At 64.3% G+C, this 20,792-nt stretch carries 18 protein-coding genes; 6 read left to right on the forward strand and 12 right to left on the reverse strand.

Annotated features, from left to right (window positions below; all coding sequences use genetic code 11):
- Window positions 1-12: 12 nt before the first annotated feature.
- Window positions 13-870: an ABC transporter substrate-binding protein gene (locus tag FJ527_RS00060; protein ID WP_140715524.1), complete on the reverse strand. Its 858-nt coding sequence runs from the start codon at window positions 868-870 to the stop codon at window positions 13-15.
- An 80-nt stretch (window positions 871-950) separates the two neighbouring features.
- Entirely contained in the window at window positions 951-1,964 is a 1,014-nt protein-coding gene (locus FJ527_RS00065; protein ID WP_140614558.1) for a 2OG-Fe(II) oxygenase family protein, read from the reverse strand.
- Between the two features lie 102 nt (window positions 1,965-2,066).
- Here FJ527_RS00065 and FJ527_RS00070 point away from each other — a divergent pair, with 102 nt between their 5' ends.
- Window positions 2,067-3,011 (forward strand): nucleoside hydrolase, encoded by a 945-nt coding sequence (locus tag FJ527_RS00070; protein ID WP_140614559.1) that lies wholly within the window; start codon window positions 2,067-2,069, stop codon window positions 3,009-3,011.
- 103 nt (window positions 3,012-3,114) lie between these two features.
- On the forward strand, window positions 3,115-3,789 hold the full coding sequence (locus tag FJ527_RS00075) for a TetR/AcrR family transcriptional regulator (protein ID WP_015316514.1): 675 nt from the start codon (window positions 3,115-3,117) through the stop codon (window positions 3,787-3,789).
- Window positions 3,790-3,805: 16 nt separating this feature from the next.
- Here the strand turns inward: FJ527_RS00075 and FJ527_RS00080 are convergent, their stop codons facing one another.
- Complete coding sequence (locus FJ527_RS00080; RefSeq protein ID WP_015316513.1) at window positions 3,806-4,447, reverse strand: class I SAM-dependent methyltransferase; 642 nt, start codon at window positions 4,445-4,447, stop codon at window positions 3,806-3,808.
- Window positions 4,448-4,621: 174 nt separating this feature from the next.
- Between FJ527_RS00080 and FJ527_RS00085 the strand changes: the two genes are divergently transcribed.
- Window positions 4,622-6,166, forward strand: coding sequence for an alpha/beta hydrolase (locus FJ527_RS00085; protein ID WP_181166250.1), 1,545 nt, complete (start codon window positions 4,622-4,624; stop codon window positions 6,164-6,166).
- 7 nt (window positions 6,167-6,173) lie between these two features.
- On the opposite strand, the gene FJ527_RS00090 is transcribed toward FJ527_RS00085, so the two are convergent.
- The 4 genes from FJ527_RS00090 to hisS form a co-directional block, all read right to left on the reverse strand.
- Window positions 6,174-7,946, reverse strand: a complete 1,773-nt coding sequence (locus tag FJ527_RS00090) for an AMP-binding protein (RefSeq protein WP_140821108.1) — start codon at window positions 7,944-7,946, stop codon at window positions 6,174-6,176.
- A gap of 94 nt (window positions 7,947-8,040) precedes the next feature.
- A complete protein-coding gene (hisG, locus tag FJ527_RS00095; protein ID WP_015316510.1) occupies window positions 8,041-8,739 on the reverse strand; it encodes an ATP phosphoribosyltransferase in 699 nt (232 codons plus the stop codon).
- Window positions 8,736-9,854, reverse strand: coding sequence for an ATP phosphoribosyltransferase regulatory subunit (locus tag FJ527_RS00100; RefSeq protein WP_140821109.1), 1,119 nt, complete (start codon window positions 9,852-9,854; stop codon window positions 8,736-8,738). The genes hisG and FJ527_RS00100 overlap by 4 nt, the downstream gene beginning before the upstream one ends.
- A gap of 178 nt (window positions 9,855-10,032) precedes the next feature.
- Window positions 10,033-11,556 (reverse strand): histidine--tRNA ligase, encoded by a 1,524-nt coding sequence (gene hisS / locus FJ527_RS00110; protein WP_140821111.1) that lies wholly within the window; start codon window positions 11,554-11,556, stop codon window positions 10,033-10,035.
- A gap of 249 nt (window positions 11,557-11,805) precedes the next feature.
- On the opposite strand from hisS, the gene FJ527_RS00115 reads away from it, so the two are divergent.
- Window positions 11,806-12,057 (forward strand): hypothetical protein, encoded by a 252-nt coding sequence (locus FJ527_RS00115; protein WP_015316507.1) that lies wholly within the window; start codon window positions 11,806-11,808, stop codon window positions 12,055-12,057.
- 11 nt (window positions 12,058-12,068) lie between these two features.
- On the opposite strand, the gene FJ527_RS00120 is transcribed toward FJ527_RS00115, so the two are convergent.
- The gene (locus tag FJ527_RS00120) at window positions 12,069-12,707 is read right to left on the reverse strand and encodes a DNA-3-methyladenine glycosylase I (protein ID WP_140821112.1); all 639 of its coding nucleotides are present in this window, start codon (window positions 12,705-12,707) and stop codon (window positions 12,069-12,071) included.
- A 212-nt stretch (window positions 12,708-12,919) separates the two neighbouring features.
- On the opposite strand from FJ527_RS00120, the gene FJ527_RS00125 reads away from it, so the two are divergent.
- Window positions 12,920-13,666, forward strand: coding sequence for a L,D-transpeptidase (locus tag FJ527_RS00125; RefSeq protein ID WP_140821113.1), 747 nt, complete (start codon window positions 12,920-12,922; stop codon window positions 13,664-13,666).
- 289 nt (window positions 13,667-13,955) lie between these two features.
- Window positions 13,956-14,876, forward strand: coding sequence for a bifunctional 5,10-methylenetetrahydrofolate dehydrogenase/5,10-methenyltetrahydrofolate cyclohydrolase (locus FJ527_RS00130; RefSeq protein WP_140821114.1), 921 nt, complete (start codon window positions 13,956-13,958; stop codon window positions 14,874-14,876).
- Between the two features lie 8 nt (window positions 14,877-14,884).
- On the opposite strand, the gene glcF is transcribed toward FJ527_RS00130, so the two are convergent.
- The 4 genes from glcF to FJ527_RS00155 all read right to left on the reverse strand — a co-directional run bounded on the left by glcF (window position 14,885) and on the right by FJ527_RS00155 (window position 20,640).
- Entirely contained in the window at window positions 14,885-16,210 is a 1,326-nt protein-coding gene (glcF, locus tag FJ527_RS00135; protein ID WP_140821115.1) for a glycolate oxidase subunit GlcF, read from the reverse strand.
- A 10-nt stretch (window positions 16,211-16,220) separates the two neighbouring features.
- Window positions 16,221-17,426: an FAD-binding protein gene (locus tag FJ527_RS00140; protein ID WP_140792916.1), complete on the reverse strand. Its 1,206-nt coding sequence runs from the start codon at window positions 17,424-17,426 to the stop codon at window positions 16,221-16,223.
- A 238-nt stretch (window positions 17,427-17,664) separates the two neighbouring features.
- On the reverse strand, window positions 17,665-19,161 hold the full coding sequence (locus FJ527_RS00150) for an FAD-linked oxidase C-terminal domain-containing protein (protein WP_140792918.1): 1,497 nt from the start codon (window positions 19,159-19,161) through the stop codon (window positions 17,665-17,667).
- A gap of 156 nt (window positions 19,162-19,317) precedes the next feature.
- The gene (locus tag FJ527_RS00155) at window positions 19,318-20,640 is read right to left on the reverse strand and encodes a DUF3422 family protein (RefSeq protein WP_140821116.1); all 1,323 of its coding nucleotides are present in this window, start codon (window positions 20,638-20,640) and stop codon (window positions 19,318-19,320) included.
- Window positions 20,641-20,792 lie beyond the last annotated feature (152 nt).

Below are 20,792 nucleotides of genomic sequence, written 5' to 3' on the forward strand. Positions count from 1 at the left end.
GCCGGATGGTCTCTATTCGGCGCGAAGCGCGTCCATGGTGCCGACGAAGTAGGGTTCCTTGATCGCATAGGCGCCCATGCCGTATTTCTCCAGGATAGCTTTGTACGTGCCGTTCTTGAACAGTTCGGCAAGTGCCGCCACCATCATGTCGGCGGTCTGCTTGTCGTCCTTGGCGATCGCCATGCCGAGCGGCGCGACCTCGTAAAGCGTCGGCAGGACCACCAACTGGCCCTTGCTCGTCACCTCGAAATAGCTCGATGCGGTGGCATCGTCCATACGCGCGTCGACGCGGTCCGAAAGCACGGCCTGGACGATATCGGTGGAGGAGTTGAACACCGATTTCTCGATAGCCTTTTGGCCCTTGTCGGTGCATTCCTTACCGAGCTTGTCGACCAGGAAATCCGAGGCGCTGCCGGCCGAGACGCCGATGCGCTTGCCACAGAGCGGCATGTCGCCGCTGAAGCTCGCCTTCTTGTCAGGCGATGTCGAGACGGCGAGCCCTGCCTTCAGGAACATGATGAAATCGACCTGCTTCAGGCGCTCCGGCGTGGCCGAGAAGGTCTCCCAGGCGATCTTGAAGCGGCCCGCCGCAAGACCCGGGATCATCGACGGGAACGGCGTGCGCTGGATATCGAGCTTGGCGTCGACGAGCTTGGCCACCTCGCCGGCGAGTTCGACGATGATGCCGGTCTGCTTGCCGTCGGCGTCGAGATATTCGAACGGCGCGAAGTCCACAGTGTTGGCGACGGCGAGCGTTCCGCTCTCTTTCACCTCAGCCGATTTCGGCACGTCGGCGGCTTTGGAAACCCCGCCCCAGACGGTGGTGGAGAGCGCCAGTGCAAGGCTGGTCATTCGCAGATATCTGTTCATTGCTGTTCCCCTTTTCTTGTCCTTGTTTGCAGTCTTTCCGGCAGAGCCCGGGCCAGTGGCCGGCACGTGCTCGGTGTCCCTTACGAAGCGGCTGTCTCGGCCGCCTTCTTCTTTCGATAGTGATAATTCTTGTCGATGCGCTCCATCAGGTAATCGCCATAGAGCACTGGCTCGTATTTCGGCTGTGTGCCGGCCGGCACACAGACCGAAAGTGCGGCAATCGTCTCGTCCATGGAGGGGTCGAAGAAGAAGGGCTGCGAATAGCGCTCGCGTCCGGAGCGGTTGATGACGCGGTGCGGCGTCGAGACGAACTGGTCGTTCGACCAACGCGCCAGGATGTCGCCGACATTCATGACGAAGGAATCCGGAACCGGCGGCGCGGGAACCCAGTCGCCCGCCTTGTTCTTAACCTCGAGGCCGCCGACATTGTCCTGGGCGAGCAGCGTGATGAAGCCGTAGTCGGTGTGCGGCGCCGAACCGAAAAGCCCCTCTTCCTGGGGCTGCGTCGGATAGTGCAGCAGCCGCAGGAAAGTCGTCGGCTGCTCGAAATAGCGGTCGAGACTGTCGGAGGGCAGCCCGAGCGAAAGCGCGATGGCGCGCACCATCTTGCGGGCGAGCGTGCCCATCTCCTGGACATAGCGCTCGATGGTCTCCCTGAAGCCGGCAAGGGCGGCCTCGTCAGGCCACTGGTTGGGGCCTTGCAGCGGCTTGCCGGCCAAGGCCCGGGGGTCGTCGGCGCCGACCTCGTGCATGAAGAAGATCGATTCGCTCTGGTTCGGCTTGCTGACGGCCGCCACGGACGAGGTCACGATGGTCGAGCCGGCAAAGGGCAAGTAGCCGCGGAAATTCTTGTCGATCTTCAGCTTCGCCTTCTCCTCCTCGGGCAAGGCGAAGAAACGCTTGGAGGCCTCGCGGACCGCTTCGACATCGGTGCGCGGAATGGGGTGGCCGGTGACATAGAGGAAGCCGATCGTCTCGAGATAGCGGCGCAGTGTCGCTGCCGTTTCCCTGATCGCGCCTTCGTCGTCGCCATAGAGCGGCGAAACGTCGAGGATCGGAATTTCGGAAAAATCGCCGCGCTCTTGTGCATCCATTTCGAACACCCTGTCTTGAACATAAGATACAGTACTGTATTTCTACACATCCGAACGGCCTCATCAATAGGCTTTCGATCGCAAAAGGAAGGACGCGGCATCATGGCACCACGCAAGATCATCATCGATACCGATCCGGGCCAGGACGACGCCTTCGCCATCCTCTTCGCACTGGGGTCGCCTGATGAACTCGACGTGGTCGGCATCACCACGGTCGGCGGCAACGTGCCGCTTGCCCTGACCTCGAAGAATGCGCTGAAAGTCGTCGAACTCGCCGGGCGGCCCGATGTGCCCGTTTATGCCGGCTGCCCGGCGCCGATGGTGCGCAAGCTGATCACCGCCGAATATGTCCATGGGGAAACCGGCCTCGACGGCGCCGACCTTGCCGAACCGGTGACGCCGCTGCGGGGCGAACACGCGGTGAACTACATGGTGTGCACCATCATGGACGCGCCGGAAGGCGAATTGACCGTTTGCACGCTCGGGCCAATGACGAATCTGGCCATGGCCATGACCATGGAGCCGAGGATCGTGCCCCGTCTGCGCGAAGTGGTGCTGATGGGCGGCGGCTTCTTCCAGGGTGGCAACGCGACGCCGGCGGCTGAGTTCAACATCTTCGTCGACCCGCATGCCGCGCACAAGGTGTTCGACAGCGGCGCGCCGGTGACCATGGCGGGCATCGATTGCACCTACACGGCGCTGATGACGCCTGAGTGGCTCGACCGCCTGCGCGCAAGCGGCAGCCGCGCGGCGATCGAGGCCGCGAACCTGGCCGACTTCTACCGCCAGTATGGCACCCACAAATTCGAGACGCCGGCACGCCCTATCCACGACGCCTGCGTCACCGGTTATCTCCTGGCACCGCAAATCTATGAACAGCGCCAGTGCGCGGTGACGGTCGACATTGTCTCGCCTGAGACAATCGGCATGACCGTCGTCGACTGGTGGCACGTCACCGGCCGGCGCAAGAACTGCAACGTCCTGCGGCGCATCGATCCCGCGCCGTTCTTCGAACTCATGCTGGAGCGGATCAGCGCATTGCCCTGAGTTGCGCCTTCCGCGATAGATGGACACTTGATGAGTCGCGAAGCGCATCGGAGCCGGCGAACGGTTTTGTGGGCGTTGCGTGTGCGATGAAGGTCTTGATCGGATGAAATCGGACAGCGCCCCGGCCAAAGGCAAGAGACCAGCCAAAGCCGCGGGACCTGGGAAGACGGCGCGGCAGACGCTGAGTCGCGAGGCCTGGATCGCAGCGGCGCGCAAGGTGCTGGAGAAGCACGGCATTGGCGAGGTCAAGATCGACCGCCTCGCCAAGCAATTCAAGGTGACGCGCGGCAGCTTCTATTTCCATTTCACCAGCCTGGCCGATCTTCGCGACGGCCTGCTGCAAGAATGGCGAGATATCAATTGCGAGCCCTTCTGGGCTATGCGCGAGATGCAGAATATAGACGGCCTGCAGTTCTTCACCGACATCGTGCATGTTTGGGTCGACGAGGCGCCGTTTAGTCCCCTGCTCGACCTCGCCGTGCGCGACTGGTCACGAACGTCGAAAAAGCTGGCGCAGGAGGTCAAGGATATCGATGACCTGCGCATCGAACTCCTGACCCGCTCCTTCCGCGCCATGGGTTATCCCGAGGACGAAAGCCTGGTCAGGGCCCGCATCACCTATTTCCACCAGATCGGGCAATATGCGCTGTCCTTCAAGGAGGACCCGGCGGTGCGCCGCAGCTACCAGCCACTGTTCGGCGAGGTGCTGCTGGGGCCGCTGGTGCAGGAGCCGGGTTCGGCGCCACGGCCGGCGGAAATACGGCGCGGGCGGCGTTAGCGGACGAGGCATCCCGTCAACCCGTTAGGGGTATCGCGATGCCGGCATGGTGACTTCCCAACTGCCAGAAGGGTAGCTGGAACCGCTCGCGCTGCGCTTCGACGATATGAAAGCCCGCCGTCCGGATCAGGTGCAATGGATCGCGATTGAGGTGGCAGCCGCCGGCGAGCCGGCCCCATATCAGGTTCAGACGCTCTTGCCACCGGCGGCAACGCGGCCCTTCGGCCTGGCCGTGCTCGATGAAGATCAGCCGGCCCGTGGGCTTGAGGATGCGCCGGATCTCGGTCAGCGCCGCCTCGGGGTCCGGAATGGTGCAGAAGGCATAGGTGACGACCACCGTGTCGGCGAAGCTGTCGGCCAAGGGCAGCCTTTCACCGCTGGCCCTGATGCAGTCGACATCGAATGGCAGGGAACGGCTCTTCGGTTCGGCAAGGCCCAGCATCGTGCCGTCGGGATCGACGCCGACCAGCCGCTTCACCCTGGCGGCGTCGTAATGGGGAAGGTTCAGGCCGGAGCCGAAGCCGACTTCGACGACGACGCCCCCTGCCCGCGGGATCAGACGCCTTCGCATGTCCGTGAAAGCGTTGGCCGAACAGCCGGCGTGGACGAGGTAGGGAGCAATGCAGCGCGCGTACCAGGAGAGACAGGATTGGCACATGTCTCAGCCTCCTTGCCGTGTGTTGGCGGCACCGACAGGGCGGGTGAGAGTATTGACCAGTGACATTTCTCGCTCCAAGGGAGTCCCGTGATCGGGCCCGATCGGCCCGACGTCGTGGGAATGGATAGAAGGCCGGCGTCCCCTCAACGTCCCTGCATGGCCGTGGTCGGATCGATGGAGCGATTGGAATTCCGATTTCTGGGCTTTCCGGAGTTCCGGTTGAACGGCCGGCGGGTGGAACTCGCCCTGCGCAAGGCGGCAGCCCTCCTCATCTATCTCGCCGAGGCCAGCGGGCCGGTGGCGCGCGAGGTCGCCGCCACGCTATTGTGGCCGGAAGCCGACGAGCAGGCCGCACGCGCCCGCCTTCGGCGCACGCTGTACAAAATCCGCATCGCGTTCGGCAACGAGATCATCGCCGCCACAGGCGTCTCGCTAAGCCTGCACCCGGCGTTGTCCGCCGAGATCGACACCAGGATTTTCGAGCAGGCCTGCAATTCCGGCGCTCTCGACAAGGCAGCCGAGATCTACAAAGACGATTATCTCGCCGGCTTCTTGCTGCCGGACTGTCCGCAATTCAAGGAATGGGTCTTCTTTCGGCGAGAGACGTTGCGTGGCCGGCTGGTGCAGGCGCTGGAGCGGCTCATCGACGCCAAGATCGCCGACAGCCAGCCTCGTGGCGCGGTCGTTCACGCGACACGGCTGGCGGCACTCGACCCCTTGAGCGAAAGCGCGCACCGACATCTGATCCGTGCCCATCTGGCGGCCGGGGACAGGGCGGCGGCCGAGCGGCAGATCGACACGTGCATCCGGCTCTTGCGGGACGAACTCGGCGTAGTGCCGGACCCCGCCACGCTTGCCTTGCTGAGCCAGCCAACTCAGGACGCCGCCCTGGATGTGCCCAGGACGCGCTATGTCGCGGTGGGCGGCATCCACATCGCGTACCAGATCTTTGGCAGCGGCCCGACGGACATCGTGCTTGTTCCCGGCTTCATTTCACATGTCGAGCGTATCTGGGAAGACCCGGGTTGCCGCGCCTGGCTGACCGCGGTTTCGCGCCTGGGTCGCCTGATCCTCTTCGACCGGCGCGGCATGGGGCTTTCCGACCGCGTCGGTGCCCGCCCCACGGTCGAGGCGACGGCGCAGGATATTCTGGCGGTCATGAACGCGGCCGGCAGCCGCAGGGCCTTGCTGGTCGGCGCGTCGGAGGGTGGGCCGGGCTGTATCCGTTTTGCGGTCCAGCATCCAGATCGGCTGACGGGCCTTGTCTTGTGGGGCTCGCTCGCCAAAGGCAGCCGTGCACCTGACTATCCCCACGCCTTGACCATCGCGCAGTATGATCTGTGGAAGCAACGGCTGCTGGCGGGCTGGGGTGGCGCGGCGGAAATCGACACCTTCGCACCGAGCCTCGCTGGCGACCGCCAGGCGAGGACCTGGTGGGCCGGATTGCTCAGGGCAGCCTCCAGCCCGGGTGCGGTCGCCGGGCTGCTCGACGCGTTGCGGGACACCGATGTCCGTCACCTCCTGGCAAACGTCTCCGCCCCGACGATGATCCTACACCGTTCCGGCGACCGCGCCGTGCGCATCGAGGCGGGGCGGTTCCTAGCGACCAAGATTCCAGGCGCGCGGTTTATGGAGGTCGATGGCGACGACCACTGGTTCTGGGTCGGCGACCAGCAGGCGCTGCTCGACGGTATCGGCGCGCTTGTGCGACACGGCTGATCCGGCCTCACGCCGTCTTCTGCGCCACCAGCCCGAGTTCCTCGGCCATCGCCTGACGCATCAGGAATTTCTGCGGTTTGCCGGTCACCGTCATCGGCAATTCCGTGCGGAAGCGAATATGGCGCGGCACCTTGTAGTGGGCGATCTGGCCCGCGCAGAACGCCTTGATCTCCTGCTCGGTGGCGACCTGGCCGGGTTTGAGCACGATCCAGGCGCACAGCTCCTCGCCATATTTGGCGTCCGGGATGCCGAAGACCTGCACTTCCCGCACCTTGGGATGGCGGTAGAGGAATTCCTCGACCTCTCTGGGATAGACGTTCTCACCGCCGCGAATGACCATGTCCTTGACGCGGCCGACAATGTTGCAATAGCCCTCGGCGTCGATGGTGGCGAGGTCGCCGGTGTGCATCCAGCCATCGCTATCGATCGCCTCGCGAGTCTTTTCGTCGTCGTCCCAATAGCCCTTCATCACCGAATAGCCGCGCGTACAAAGCTCGCCCGGCGCGCCGACCGCAACGGTGGCGCCATAGGCGTCGATCGCCTTGACCTCGACATGCGGGTGGACGCGCCCGACGGTCGAGACACGCTTTTCCAGCGGATCGTCGGTGCTGCTCTGGAACGAGACCGGACTGGTCTCGGTCATGCCGTAGGCGATGGTCACTTCAGCCATATGCATGAGCGACACCACCTTTTTCATCACCTCGATCGGGCATGGCGAACCGGCCATGATGCCGGTGCGCAGGCTGGAGAGATCGAAGGTCGGAAAATCCGGATGGTCGAGCATGCCGACAAACATGGTCGGCACGCCGTAAAGGCCGGTGCAGCGCTCCCGCGCGATCGCCTTCAGCGTCAGGCCCGGATCGAAACCCTCGCAGGGGAAAACCATGGTCGCGCCCTTCGACACACAACCCATCGTGCCCATCGACATGCCGAAGCAGTGATAGAGCGGCACCGGGATGCAGAGCCGGTCGTCGACGGTGAGCTTGATGGCCGAGGTGACGAAATTGCCGTTGTTGACGATGTTGAGATGGGTGAGCGTCGCGCCCTTGGGTGCGCCCGTTGTGCCTGAAGTGAACTGGATGTTGATCGCATCGCCCGGCTTCAGCCCTTCCGAGATGCGGTCGAGGCTATCATGCTCGTCGCGACCGGCCATGGCCAGCACGTCGCCGAAATTGAACATGCCTGGCGAGTTTTCCTCGCCCATACGGATGACGATCCTGAGCGCCGGCAATTTCACGGCCTTCAGCTTGCCGGGCGTCGCCGTAGCGATCTCCGGCGCCAGAGTCTCGATCATGGCGAGATAGTCCGATGTCTTGAAGCTCGCCGCCGTCACCAGTGCCTTGCAGCCAACCTTGTTCAGGGCATATTCCAGCTCGGTCAGCCGGTAGGCCGGATTGATGTTGACCAGGATCAGGCCGATGCGGGCGGTGGCGAATTGCGTCACCAGCCATTCCCAGCGGTTGGGCGACCAGATGCCGACCCGGTCGCCCTTCCGGAGGCCGAGCGCCAGGAAGCCGGCGGCCAACGCATCCACCGTGTCCGACAGTTCGCTCCACGTGAAGCGCTTGTCCTGGCCGACGAACACGGCGGCATCGAGCGTGCCGTATTTGCCGACGGTGTCGGAGAACAGCGCGGGAATGGTCTTGTCGAGCAGCGGCACTTTGCGGTCGCCCGAGACATGCGCCCTGCCATCGACCGGTGCAATAAAGACGCTGCCGGCGCGCGCGCCGCGTCCGCGCAGATTGGTGGCATTCTTCAGCTCGTCGAGATTGACCGGCATCGCTCTCTCCTCCCAAGACTGGCCGAACCTATCAGCCTGCCGGGATGCTGGAAATCCCGTCGATGGTACTGGAGCCCCCTTCCCTGGAGGATCGTTACGCGACCGCTGCCGCCATTTTCGCGACGATGTCGCGCAAAACGGCGTCATCGGCCGCTGCACGTGTCTTCCTCGACGCGACCAGACAGGCCTGCGACTTCAGCACGACTCCGTCGGCCAGCACCTTGAGATGGTTGGCGCGCAGCGTCGAGCCCGTGCTGGTGATGTCGACGATGACGTCGGCGAGGCCGGCCGCCGGCGCGCCCTCGGTGGCGCCGAGGCTCTCGACGATGCGATAGACCTGAATGCCGTGCTTTTGGGAGAAGAACTGCTGCGTCAGCCGCCAATATTTGGTGGCAATCCGCAGCCTGCGGCCATGGCGCTGGCGGAAATCGGCGGCGACATCGTCGAGATCGGCCATCGTGTCGACATCGAGCCAGATCTCGGGCACCGCGACCACCACATCGGCATGGCCGAAGCCGAGGCGGGCGACGATCTCGGCCCGCGCTTCCCAGTCAGCGAGATTTTCCCGCACCAGGTCCTCGCCGGTGATGCCGAGATCGACCGCGCCTTGGCCTATTTCGCCCGATATTTCGGAAGCCGACAGGAAGAGCACTTCGACATTGTCCAGACCCTCGACGCGGGCGTGATACTTACGCTCGTCGCCGGGCAGGCTGACGGCGAGGCCGGCCTTGGCCAACACCTCCAGCGCCTGCTCCTTGAGCCTACCCTTCGAGGGAACGGCGAGCGTGATCATGATGCCGCCCCCCGCAGCGCCTCGATGCGGTCGAGCCACACCGAAAAGCCGACGCCGGGGATCGCGGTCTTGGCACCGAGCAGCGTCAGCAACCGGTCGTAGCGCCCGCCACCGGCCAGGGCGCGCTCGCCGTCGGCGGCCGCGATTTCGAAGACGACACCGGTGTAGTAGTCGAGCGGACGGCCGAAAGCGGCGTCGTAGCGGATTTTTTCGGAGGGCAAGCCATGCGCCTCGATCGCCTTGGCGCGGGCCGAGAATTTTTCCAGCGCCGCACCCAGCGAAAGTCTAGCGCCGGCCGCGAAGGTTTCCAATGCCTGGGCCGCGCCATCGAGCGGCACGTCGATCGCCAGAAAATCTTTCAGCGCCGCGAAAGTCTCGTTCGACAGCCGCACGCTGCGCAACTCGGCTTTCTCGATCAGCCGCCGCGCGATATCCGACGGCGCGCGCCCGGCCGATGCCGACAAGCCGGCTTCCTCCATGCCGCCGGCAATATGCTGGGAAAGACGGTCCAGATCGCCATCGAGGACAAGCGTCGCGACCGGCCCGGAGAGCTGGCTGTTGCGCGGCGGGTTGGCGAGATCGGCGAGTGCTGTCTCCAACATAGGCGCCGAGCCGAAGGCGCGGGCCAGCCGCATGCGCCAGCCGCGCGGCAGGCCCAGCGCCGCCAGCACCGCCTCGAAAATCGCCTGGTCGCCAAGCGTGACCGCCAGCGGCTGGCCGGGCAGCACCAGCGACAGCAGCGCATGCGCGTCGGCGACCGAGCGGGCATCGGCTTCGGCCGTGTCGCGGTCGCCGAGATCCTCGATGCCGGCCTGGAAGAACTCATTGCCGCCCTCGCGGCGCTGGCGAAACACTTCGCCCAGATAGGAATAGCGGCGCGGCGTGCCGGCCTGGCTGGCTATGTGGTCGAGGCAGACGGGAATGGTGAATTCGGGCCGCAGGCAGAGCGCCTGCCCGGTCTCGCTTTCGGTCAGGAAAATGCGACGGCGCAAATCCTCACCGGCCATATCGAGGAAGGGATCGGCCGGCTGCAGCACCGCGACTTCCACCGCATGCGTGTTGCGCGCGGCGAAGAGGGTGGTGATGTCGGTGGCGATCGCGGGGCGGGAGGTCATAGACAGGTTGGGCGCGAGGCACCCCCCTCCGGCCTGCCGGCCGTCTCCCCCGCAAGGGGGGAGATCGGCAGCTTCGGGCTCGGCGCGTTTTTCCCAACATCGGAGATTGGCGAAAACCTACGCGACATCCCATCTCCCCCCTTGCGGGGGAGATGGCCGGCAGGCCAGAGGGGGGTGCTCAAGCGCCACCCTTGGCGCGATCAGCAGCCTGCGCCGCCAAAATCTTCTTCACCTCGGCGACCAGTTCACCCTCGACCACCGTCACCTGGGCCGGACGCGCGGCGCGCCATTCGGCGTTGTCGGTGATCTCCGCCGACATACGCGCGCCTTCGATCAGGTCCTTGATCTGCAATTCGCCCTTGGCCCGCTCGTCGCCGCCCTGGATGACGGCGATGGGGCAACCGCGCCGGTCGGCATATTTGAGCTGCGCCTTCATGCCGGCGCCGCCGAGATACATTTCGGAGCGAATGCCGGCGGCGCGCAATTCCGAGACCATCTTCTGATAGCGGCCGAGGCTTTCAGTATCCTTGTCCATGACCAGCACGACGACCGGCGCGATCACTTCCGATACGTCCAGCTTGCCGAGGTTCTTCAGCGCCGTCATCAGTCGCGAGACGCCGATGGAAAAACCGGTCGCCGGCACCGGTTCGCCACGGAAGCGCGAGACCAGGCCGTCATAGCGGCCGCCGCCGCCGACCGAGCCGAAGCGCACAATCTGGCCGTCCTCGTTGGGGATTTCAGCCAGAAGCTCGGCCTCGAAGACCGGGCCGGTGTAATATTCAAGGCCGCGCACGACGGATGGGTCGATCTTAACACGGCCATCATCGTAACCAGCGGCGGCAATCATGCTGCGAATGTCGTCGAGTTCTTGAACGCCCTCCGCACCTCGGTCTGAGCCTGCGACTGCTCCCCACATCATGTGAAGACTTTGCATCGCATCGCTTTCGTTAGGACTGGATAAAAGCAAAACGCGATCAGCTTGCGACTTGGTGAGCGCTACACCCTTTGTAAAATCGCCCTCACCTTCCTTGCCACCGTCCCATCTGCCAGGGCCAAGCAACAGTCGCACCCCCGCCGGGCCAAACTTGTCCAGCTTATCAATTGCCCGCAGCACTTGCAGTCTTCGTCCAGCATTCTCCTCGCCGCCAAGGCCGATCGCTTCCAGCACGCCATCGAGCACCTTGCGGTTGTTGACGCGGATGACGTAGTCGCCGCGCTTGATACCGAGCGCTTCCATGACGTCGGCCATCATCATCGCCATCTCGGCGTCCGCCGCGACGCCCGGCGTGCCGATCGTGTCGGCGTCGAACTGCATAAACTGGCGGAAGCGGCCGGGCCCGGGCTTTTCGTTGCGGAACACCCAGCCGGAACGGTAGCTGCGGTAGGGTTTTGGCAGGCGTTCGAAATTCTCGGCGACGAAGCGCGCGGTCGGCGCGGTCAGGTCGTAGCGCAGCGACAGCCACTGGTCGTCGTCGTCCTGGAAAGAGAACACGCCCTCGTTCGGCCGGTCCTGGTCGGGCAGGAATTTGCCCAACGCATCGGTATATTCGATCAGCGGCTGGTCGGCCGGTTCGAAGCCATAGAGCTCATAAACCGAGCGGATCGTCGCCATCATCTTCTCGACGGCGCGGATATCCTCGGCGCCGCGGTCGGCAAACCCGCGCGGCAGCCGCGCTTTCGTCTTTTCCGATTTGTCGGCCATAATCTGGGCACCCGATGTTCATGACTTCGTGACGCGGCAAATCTAGCGCGTTCACAGCGCGCGTTTCCTAACCGATGAAGCCGGGAGCGGCAAGGGTTGGCGCCCCGGAGCGCACCCGACAAGATCAGGAAGAATCGAAACCCCCTGAAACAAAAACACACCAGAAATGAAACAATGCCGCCACGGGCGCGGCATCGTGCCGACACAATCGCGGCCGATATAGCGCACCGAAACGAAGGGGTTCGGGACATGACCAGCGCAACGGAATTTGAGGCCAACAGCGAGGCCGGCGAAGTGCCGACGCGCCTGCGCCCGGCGGGCACCCATGCACCGCAAATGGTTGGTCAGGCTGCCGGGCCGTTCGATGTGCCGGCAGGCACCAGCAAGGATCCTTCCCTGCGCGACGCGTTGGTGACCGGTCTGCTGGTGATCTATCCGACGGTCGCCACGGTGGCCGCAATCGTCGCCGGGCTGTTCCTGGCCAGCGCCAACGGCACCTGAGCTGCCCCCGGCTATTTCGGCCGCTGGAAAGCCTTCCGCTGCTTCTCGACCTCCTTACGGCACACGCAGCCTTCGAGATGGTCGTTGACCAGGCCCATGGCCTGCATGAAGGCGTACACGGTGGTCGGGCCGACGAAAGTCCAGCCGCGCTTTTTCAGGTCCTTCGAAATCCGAACGGAAACCGCGGTGGTCGGGTTGGCGCGCAGATGGGCGAGGTCGACGATCTCCGGCCGCTCCTCCTTGCCGGGTTCGAACTTCCAGAACCAGGCGGCCAGCGAGCCGAACTCATCCACCATCGCGCGGGCGCGTTTGGCGTTGTTGATGGTCGAGACGATCTTGCCGCGATGGCGGATGATGCCGGCGTTGCCGAGCAGGCGCTCGACATCCCGTTCGTTGAAGGCGGCGACCTTATCGAAGTCGAAGCCAGCGAAGGCCTCGCGAAAATTCTCCCGCTTGCGCAAAATGGTCAGCCAGGACAGGCCCGACTGAAACCCTTCCAAGCAGATCTTCTCGAACAGCCTGCGGTCGTCGGCCACCGGGCGGCCCCATTCATGGTCATGGTAATGCAGATAATCGGGCAGATTGCCGTGCCAGAAGCAGCGCACGACACCGTCAGGACCGGCAAGCAGGCCGGTGTTTTCATTGCTCATCCCAAGAAATCCATCCGTTAACGCGCTTGCGCGCTGTCTTTACCGTGGCTTTACCAGATTCCTGAACCGGGCGGTAACCACACCAAAGAGTTTACTGACAGAACCGCATTTTACGCATTCCGATTCATGTTTCGGTTGCTGCTCGCCGCCAATGATCGCGCAAGCCGGGAGCGTTCTTGCCCGGCGTATTAGACGATCAAGGTGCGTTCCCGATGAAAAGAGTTCTGTTTCCCTTGCTCGGCGCCGTGGCTGTGTTTGCCGCCGGCGTCACACCCTCAACCGCCAACGACCGTTATACCGACAGACCGCCGGTGATGGTGAGCCCCGACCTTTCCGCGCCCTGGGTGCTGCAGCTCGGCCATGCGCCCGGAATCGTGCGGCAGAACCGACAGGCCGTGCAGCAGCAGCCGCGCCAGCGCACCGCGCAGCCGGCACAGCCCGACAGCGTACAGACGGCCGCTGTGCAGGCGCCTGCCAAACGCATGGTCATGCGCCGGCAGATCAACCCCGTCTACCTGCCGCAGGAAGTTGCCTATGACGGCGCCCAGAAGCCGGGCACCATCGTCATCGATACCACGCAGAATTTCCTCTATCTGGTCGAGAAGAACGGCAAGGCACGGCGCTACGGCGTCGGCACCGGCAAACCCGGCTTCGAATGGTCGGGCACCCACAAGATCACCAACAAGCGCGTCTGGCCGGACTGGCGTCCACCGGCCGAGATGATCAAGCGCGAAGCGGCCAAGGGCCGATACCTGCCGACCTATCTGGCCGGCGGCATGGAAAACCCGCTCGGCGCGCGCGCTCTCTATCTCGGCACGACCGAGTACCGCATCCATGGCACCAACCAGCCCTGGACGATCGGCGGCGCGGTATCATCGGGCTGCATCCGGATGCGCAACGAGGACGTGGTCGACCTTTATGAGCGGGTCAATGTCGGAACCACCGTCGAGGTGATATAGTGGCAGCGAATCAGCCGGTTAAGCAGTGCTGAGCAGGGTTTGGCGCGCTGTTGCCCTTAAGTCATAGCGCACTTTTGGAAGACGTGCTTAGACTGGCAACGAGTTAACGGGGGACGGGCCGTGTGGGGATACGGCCAGTCACGAGAGGGCAGCACGGGTAACCGGGCTGCCCTTTTCGTTTCACGGTGCGACAGGTCGCCCCGGAGGCACGGTGTTTCGTTTTCAGGGCTGATTTCCGGGCCGTGCTCTGCTATTGCAGTGCACAATTTCCCCACCAAAGGTTCGAACCATGTCCCTGTCCGACGACAGCCGCTATCTCAGGGGCGGCCCGGTTGCCCAGCGCATCATCGCCGCCGTGCGCGAGGACGCGACCATTGCCAAGGCCGAGGGCTTTCCGCCCAAGCTGATCTCGATCACCGTCGGCGATACCGACGCCGTCGATGTCTATGTGCGCAACCAGCGTGCCAAGGCTCAACTCGCCGGCATCGATTTCGAGGAACGGCGCTTTCCCGCCACGATCACCTCAGGTGAACTCGAAGCAGCCATCCATGGGCTGAATGCCGATCCGCGTGTCACCGGCATCATCATCCAGCGGCCGGTGCCGACGCATATCCCGATCAAGATGCTGCAGGCGGCCGTGCATCCGCTGAAGGACGTCGAGGGCATGCATCCGGCCTCGATCGGCAACATCGTTTACAACCAGCTCGATCTCGCGCCTTGCACGGCGGCCGCCTCGGTCGAACTGCTGAAGGAAACCGGCCTCGACCTCAAGGGGCTGGAAGTGGTCATCGTCGGCCATTCGGAAATCGTCGGCAAGCCGATCGCCTTCCTGCTGATGAGCGAAGGCGCGACGGTGACAGTCTGCCATCACATGACACGGTCGGTCGCCGCCCATGCGCGGCGCGCCGATGCGCTGTTCGTCGCCGTTGGCAAGCCGCGGCTGATCAAAGCCGACATGGTCAAGCCGGGTGCCGCCGTCATCGACATCGGCATCAATTCGGAGGTCGGACCGGACGGCACGAGCCGCATCGTCGGCGACGTCGACACCGACAGCGTCAAGGAAGTCGCCTCGTGGATCACGCCGGTGCCGGGAGGCGTCGGTCCGCTGACGGTGGCGATCCTGCTGCGCAATACCATGGTCGCGCTCAGCCGCCAGCGCGCGCTCTACGAGGCGACCTACGGCACGGCCGACAGGCTTGCGGCGGAATAGCGCCCGGCCTACTCCGCCGCGACCAGGCTCTCATCCAGGATGCCATCCGGCCTCGGCCCGCCATAGGCCCAGTCGAGCAGTTTGATCGTGTGCACCACCGGCATGCTGGCGGCGGATGCGATCTGCGTGATGCAGCCGATATTGCCGGTGGCGACGATCGAGGCGCCCGTCGCCTCGATGTTTTTCACCTTACGATCACGCAACCTGGCCGAAATCTCGGGCTGCAGGATGTTGTAGGTGCCGGCCGAGCCGCAGCAGAGATGGCCCTCGCGCGGCTCGCGCACAATGAAACCGGCCTTGGCGAGCAGCTCCGTCGGCTGCCGGGTGATCTTCTGGCCGTGCTGCATCGAGCAGGCCGAGTGATACGCAACGACCGTGCCCGGCTTGCGCACCGGTTCAGGGAGCTCGAGACTTGCCAGATATTCGGTGATGTCCTTGGCCAGCGCCGACACGCGCGCGGCCTTGTCGGCATAGGCCGGATCGAGCCGCAGCATGAAACCGTAATCCTTGATCGTCGTGCCGCAACCCGATGCGGTGATGACAATGGCGTCGAGCCCGCCCTGCTCGATGGAGCGTGTCCAGGCATCGACATTTTGCCTGGCCGAGGCAAGGGCGGCTTCTTCCCGCCCCATGTGATGAACCAGGGCGCCGCAGCAGCCCTCGCCCGGTGGCACCACGACCTCGACACCGAGCCGCGTCAGCAGCGAGATGGTGGTGTCGTTGATGGCAGGGTCAAGCACCGATTGCGCGCAGCCGGTCAGGATGGCGACACGGCCCTTTTTCGCCCCCTGCCCGGCATGGATACCCGGTAAAGCCATCGGCGAGGCCGCCGGGATCGATGCAGGCGCGAGCTTGAGCATCGCCGCGAGCGGCTTCAGTGCAGGAATCTTCTCGAACAGGCCAATGAAAGGCTTGCCCAGCCTCGCAAGCTTGAGCGCGGTGCGGAAGCGTTGGGGATAGGGCAGCACGAAAGCCAGCATGGCACGAGTCAGTCGGTCGAGCAGCGGCCGCTTGTAGGTTTCCTCGATATGAGCACGAGCATGGTCGACCAGATGCATGTAATTGACGCCCGACGGACAGGTGGTCATGCAGGCCAGGCAGGAGAGGCAGCGGTCGATATGGGTGACGATTTCCTTGTCGGCGGGACGGCCGTTTTCCAGCATGTCCTTGATCAGGTAGATGCGCCCGCGCGGCGAATCGAGCTCGTTGCCAAGCGTTACATAAGTCGGGCAGGTGGCGGTGCAGAAACCGCAATGCACGCATTTGCGCAGGATCTTTTCGGACTCGGCGACATCAGGGTCGGCAAGCTGGGCGGGCGAAAAATTGGTCTGCATCTCTGATGTCCTAGGCCATGCGGCCGGGATTGAGGATGTTCTTCGGGTCGAATTCCTGTTTCAGGCGCTGGCTGAGCGCCGCCAATGCCGGCGCCTGCGGCTCGAACACTGGCAGCGCGACACGATGGGCGGGAGCGGCGCGCACCAACGTCGCGTGGCCGCCGCCATGTTTCCGCAACAGCCCTCGAAGCAGGGTGGCTTCGGGATCGCCCTCCTCCATGCGCAGCCACACCAGCCCGCCCTGCCAGTCGTAGAAGGCACTGACGGCGGCCTGCATGCGTAGGGCCAGAACCATCTGGTGCCCCTGAGCGGGCGTCATCGAGACCCGCCAGACCGGCTTCTCGCTGCCGTCAACGAAGGGTCTGATATCGCGCACGTCGCGCCAGATTGCCTTGGAGGTCTCACCGGAAATCTCCTCCAGCGGCCCGGCTTTGCCGAGCAGGGTCTTCAGCGCGGTGATGCGATAGGCAACCGACGGGCCAAAGCCCTCGACGCGCAGCAGCGTGGCGGCTTCACTGCCGAGCGTCCCGCCGGCCACGCGGGCGGCGATGCGCTCCGGCAGATGGGCAGCGCTCGATACTTCCGCGCTGGAACCAAGGGCCAAGGCCATGGCGGCGCAGGCTGCATCATCGAGCAGGCCACGCACAGCGAGCGTGACTTCGGTCTCGGCCGCAGGCAGCACCTTGAAGGTGACGTCGGTAAAGACGGCCAGCGTGCCCCAGCTGTTGGCCATCAGCTTCGACATATCGTAGCCGGTGACGTTCTTGACCACGCGGCCACCCGACTTGAAGGCCTCGCCGCGACCGGAGACGACATTGATGCCCAGGATATGATCGCGCGCGGCGCCCGCCTTCAGCCGGCGCGGACCGGACAGGTTGGCGCCAAGCACGCCGCCGATGGTGCCTTTGCCCGGCTCGCCACCGAGCAGTGGGCCGTAGTCCATCGGCTCGAAGGCAAGCTGCTGGCCGTTTTCAGCCAGCAGCCTTTCGATCTCGGCCAGCGGCGTGCCTGACTTGGCCGACAGCACCAGTTCTGCGCGTTCATAGAGGGTCACGCCCGAGAGTTTCGACAGGTCGAGCGTATGCTCGGTCTGCAACGGACGGCCGATGCCGCGCTTGGAGCCATGGCCGAGAATTTCGAGCGATGCTTCTTCTGCCGTCGCCCAGGCAACCGTGGAGAGGACTTCGGCTGAAGTGGTGGGGGTGAAGGCGGTCATGCACGCGTGCCCTTCCTCTGCCCCGCAAAGCGGGCGAGAAGTGATAGGTCGCGTTTCTTCACACCCCCCTCTGTCCTGCCGGACATCTCCCCCGCAAGGGGGGAGATCAGATGCCGCATCGGATTTCGCCAACATCCAATGTCTGTTGAACGGCGAGATGCCGGAACTGCTAATCTCCCCCCTTGCGGGGGAGATGTCCGGCAGGACAGAGGGGGGTGTTCAAGCGACAACATGTCCCTCAAAACCTCGGAATATCGGGAAACGCCACCTGCCCCCGATGCACATGCATGCGCCCCAGTTCGGCGCAGCGGCGCAGTTGCGGGAACACCTTTCCGGGATTGAGCAGATGATTGGGATCGAAGGCGCACTTGACGCGCATTTGCTGGTCGAGGTCGACCTGGTTGAACATCTCCGGCATCAGGTCGCGCTTCTCGACCCCGACGCCATGTTCGCCGGTGAGCACGCCACCGACCTTGACGCAAAGCCTCAGAATGTCAGCGCCAAAGCTTTCGGCCTTGTCGAGTTCACCAGGCACGTTGGCGTCATAAAGGATCAGGGGATGCAGATTGCCGTCGCCGGCGTGAAAGACATTGGCGACTCCGAGACCGTATTTTTCCGACAGCTCGCGCATGCCGGCCAGCACGCGCGGCAGCTCCTTGCGTGGGATCGTGCCGTCCATGCAGTAGTAGTCGGGCGAGATGCGGCCAACGGCGGGGAAGGCCGCCTTGCGGCCGGCCCAAAAACTCAGCCGCTCCTGCTCGGACTGCGAGATGCGGCAGGTGGTCGAGCCGTTGCGAATGGCGATTGCCTCGACCGCCGTAATGAGATGGTCGACCTCGACGCCCGGCCCGTCGAGTTCGACGATCAGCAGCGCCTCGACGTCAAGGGGATAACCGGCATGGACGAAATCTTCCGCCGCATGGATCGCCGGCCGGTCCATCATTTCCATGCCGCCCGGAATGATGCCGGCGCCGATGATGTCGGCCACGCATTGGCCGCCCTGCTCGCTGGTCGGAAAGCCGATCAGCAGGGCGCGCGCCGTCTCCGGCTTTTTCAGGATGCGCACGGTGACCTCGGTGACGACGCCGAGCAGGCCTTCGGAGCCGGTCATGACGCCGAGCAGGTCGTAGCCTTCCGCGTCCAGATGCCTGCCGCCGAGCCGCACCACCTCGCCGCTCATCAGCACCATCTCGATACCGAGCACATTGTTGGCGGTCAGGCCGTATTTGAGGCAGTGCACGCCGCCGGAATTCTCCGCGACGTTGCCGCCGATCGAGCAGGCGATCTGGGAGGATGGATCGGGGGCGTAATAAAAGCCCTCCTGCTCGACGGCGGACGTGATGCCGAGATTGGTGACGCCGGGCTGGGCGACGACGATGCGGTTGGGAAAATCGATCTCGAGGATGCGGTTGAATCGGCTCATGACCAGCAGAACCGCGTCTTCCAGCGGCAGCGCACCGCCCGACAGCGAAGTGCCGGATCCCCGCGGCACGACGCGGATGTTGCGGTCGTTGCAGTATTTCAGCAGACGGGAAACCTGCGCCACCGTCTCGGGCAGAACCACGACCAGCGGCACTTGCCGGTAGGCGGTCAGGCCATCGCTTTCGAAGGCCCGCATTTCGTTGGCCGCGTCGACCACGCCCTCGCCCGGCACAATAATGCGCATGTCGGCGACGATTTCGCTGCGCCGGCGCAGCGTCTCGGCGTCTGGCTTGGGCATGGCAAGGCCGGACATCGGCGCTTTCTCCACTCAACTGGTAAAAATGATTTACCAGCTAGCGGCATTTGTTGCAAATCTTGCTTTGATGGTATCGGGGGCGGATGCAGGCAAGGCTTCCGCAGCGGCAATCTGCCGCTGCACAATCCATCCCGCTTCGGAGCTTGGCGCGATCTATTCGGCCGGATGCTTCGCCGGCTCGGAATGCATCTGTCGCACCCTGCGCACGCCCCACCAGACCAGCAGGATGGCGACCGGCACCGATGCGGCGGTAACGACCTCCGGCGCGAAGGCGTGGCCAAAGACCGACGCGCCCTTGGCGACATAGCCGATGAGGCCCACCACATAGTAGGAGACGGCGGCGACCGAGAGCCCTTCGACGGTCTGCTGCAGGCGCAGTTGCAGCCGGGCGCGGTTGTTCATCGAGGCGAGCAGATCGCGGTTCTGCTTCTCGACCTCGACATCGACCCAGGTGCGCAACAGCGTGGTGGCACGGGTCAGCTTTCGCGACAGGTTGGCCTGGCGCTCCTCGACCGAGCGGCAGGTGCGCATGGCTGGCGCCATGCGGCGCAGCAGAAAGCCCGCCCAGGTGTCGTAGCCCAGCACTGGCTCCTCATCCAGTGCCTCGAGCCTTTCAGTGACGATGCCGTCATAAGCGCGACTGGCGCCGAAGCGGTAAAGGCTGGAAGCGGCATCAGCCTCCAGTTCGGCGGCAAGCTCCGTCAGGTCGGCGAGCAGCGTCTGGCTGTCGCGGGTCTCGGCAACTTTCATTTCCAGGGTCGTCTGTGCCAAGCGATCCTCGATGCGGCGGGCGCGGCTGGACAAGGTGAGCGCCAGCGGCAAGCCGAGCATGGCAAGCGTACGGTAGGTCTCGATGTCGATCAGCCGCTGCGACAGCGCGCCGGTGCTGGCCGGGGTCAGACCACGATCAAGCACCAGCATGCGGGTCATGCCATCGCCGTCCTGGCGGAAGTCGGTGACAATAGCCGCGCTGCCGCGCTCGACGAGCGAGTGACAGAGGCTGGTCGGGTCGAAGCCGGCGATCAGCCTCTCGTTCGCCTGCGTCCACTTGCGGATTTCGAGCCGGATGCCCGAGATGACGGTTCCCGGCGGCGAAAAGCCATTGCCGAACGGCGAATCCTCTTGCCCCCGGCCATTCTCGGCCAGCGGTCCTTCCCAGAGATAGGTCGAGAACTCCGTATGCCGCTCCCAGCGCAGCGTGCCCTTGCCCCATTTCATGGCGTGGTGGCGGGCATGACGCTCGGGGGCGGCGATGCCGAGGCGGCGCGACAGTTCCGAAAGCACGGCATGGTCGACCGCGGAGCCTCCTTCGGTCATGAAGGAGAGCTGGACGAGGACGCGCGGCTTCTCGACGAGTGGATGCGGACGGGCATGAACCTCGCCGAGCGCGCCGGGCCGGCCTTCATGCGCCGGAAAGCCCATGACGCTGCCTTGGCTGCGCGACTGGAATTCAAGATTGGACGTCTCGTCCGACACGTCTGGTCCCCCTGGTTTCGACCCTTCGTGCAATGGTGCCGTCTTGCGGCAATCGACAAGGGACGTAAACAGCAAAGTTTAGCGCGAGGCGACGTGCCGGCGCGATGCGAAAATCGACCGAACCAGGCGAATTGGATAAATAATTTGACCAG

It is taken from the genome of Mesorhizobium sp. B2-4-18, from assembly GCF_006441385.1.
In the GTDB taxonomy this organism is placed as follows: domain Bacteria; phylum Pseudomonadota; class Alphaproteobacteria; order Rhizobiales; family Rhizobiaceae; genus Mesorhizobium; species Mesorhizobium australicum.

Coding starts and splice junctions, on each gene's coding strand:
- FJ527_RS00080 (WP_015316513.1), bottom strand. CDS start 4,447: ATGTGCCAATCCTGTCTCTCCTGGTACGCGCGCTGCATTGCTCCCTAC.
- glcF (WP_140821115.1), bottom strand. CDS start 16,210: ATGCAGACCAATTTTTCGCCCGCCCAGCTTGCCGACCCTGATGTCGCC.
- hisS (WP_140821111.1), bottom strand. CDS start 11,556: ATGGCCGACAAATCGGAAAAGACGAAAGCGCGGCTGCCGCGCGGGTTT.
- FJ527_RS00085 (WP_181166250.1), top strand. CDS start 4,622: ATGGAGCGATTGGAATTCCGATTTCTGGGCTTTCCGGAGTTCCGGTTG.
- FJ527_RS00115 (WP_015316507.1), top strand. CDS start 11,806: ATGACCAGCGCAACGGAATTTGAGGCCAACAGCGAGGCCGGCGAAGTG.
- FJ527_RS00060 (WP_140715524.1), bottom strand. CDS start 870: ATGAACAGATATCTGCGAATGACCAGCCTTGCACTGGCGCTCTCCACC.
- FJ527_RS00090 (WP_140821108.1), bottom strand. CDS start 7,946: ATGCCGGTCAATCTCGACGAGCTGAAGAATGCCACCAATCTGCGCGGA.
- FJ527_RS00070 (WP_140614559.1), top strand. CDS start 2,067: ATGGCACCACGCAAGATCATCATCGATACCGATCCGGGCCAGGACGAC.
- FJ527_RS00130 (WP_140821114.1), top strand. CDS start 13,956: ATGTCCCTGTCCGACGACAGCCGCTATCTCAGGGGCGGCCCGGTTGCC.
- FJ527_RS00075 (WP_015316514.1), top strand. CDS start 3,115: ATGAAATCGGACAGCGCCCCGGCCAAAGGCAAGAGACCAGCCAAAGCC.
- FJ527_RS00140 (WP_140792916.1), bottom strand. CDS start 17,426: ATGACCGCCTTCACCCCCACCACTTCAGCCGAAGTCCTCTCCACGGTT.
- FJ527_RS00125 (WP_140821113.1), top strand. CDS start 12,920: ATGAAAAGAGTTCTGTTTCCCTTGCTCGGCGCCGTGGCTGTGTTTGCC.
- FJ527_RS00100 (WP_140821109.1), bottom strand. CDS start 9,854: ATGACCTCCCGCCCCGCGATCGCCACCGACATCACCACCCTCTTCGCC.
- FJ527_RS00150 (WP_140792918.1), bottom strand. CDS start 19,161: ATGTCCGGCCTTGCCATGCCCAAGCCAGACGCCGAGACGCTGCGCCGG.
- FJ527_RS00120 (WP_140821112.1), bottom strand. CDS start 12,707: ATGAGCAATGAAAACACCGGCCTGCTTGCCGGTCCTGACGGTGTCGTG.
- hisG (WP_015316510.1), bottom strand. CDS start 8,739: ATGATCACGCTCGCCGTTCCCTCGAAGGGTAGGCTCAAGGAGCAGGCG.
- FJ527_RS00065 (WP_140614558.1), bottom strand. CDS start 1,964: ATGGATGCACAAGAGCGCGGCGATTTTTCCGAAATTCCGATCCTCGAC.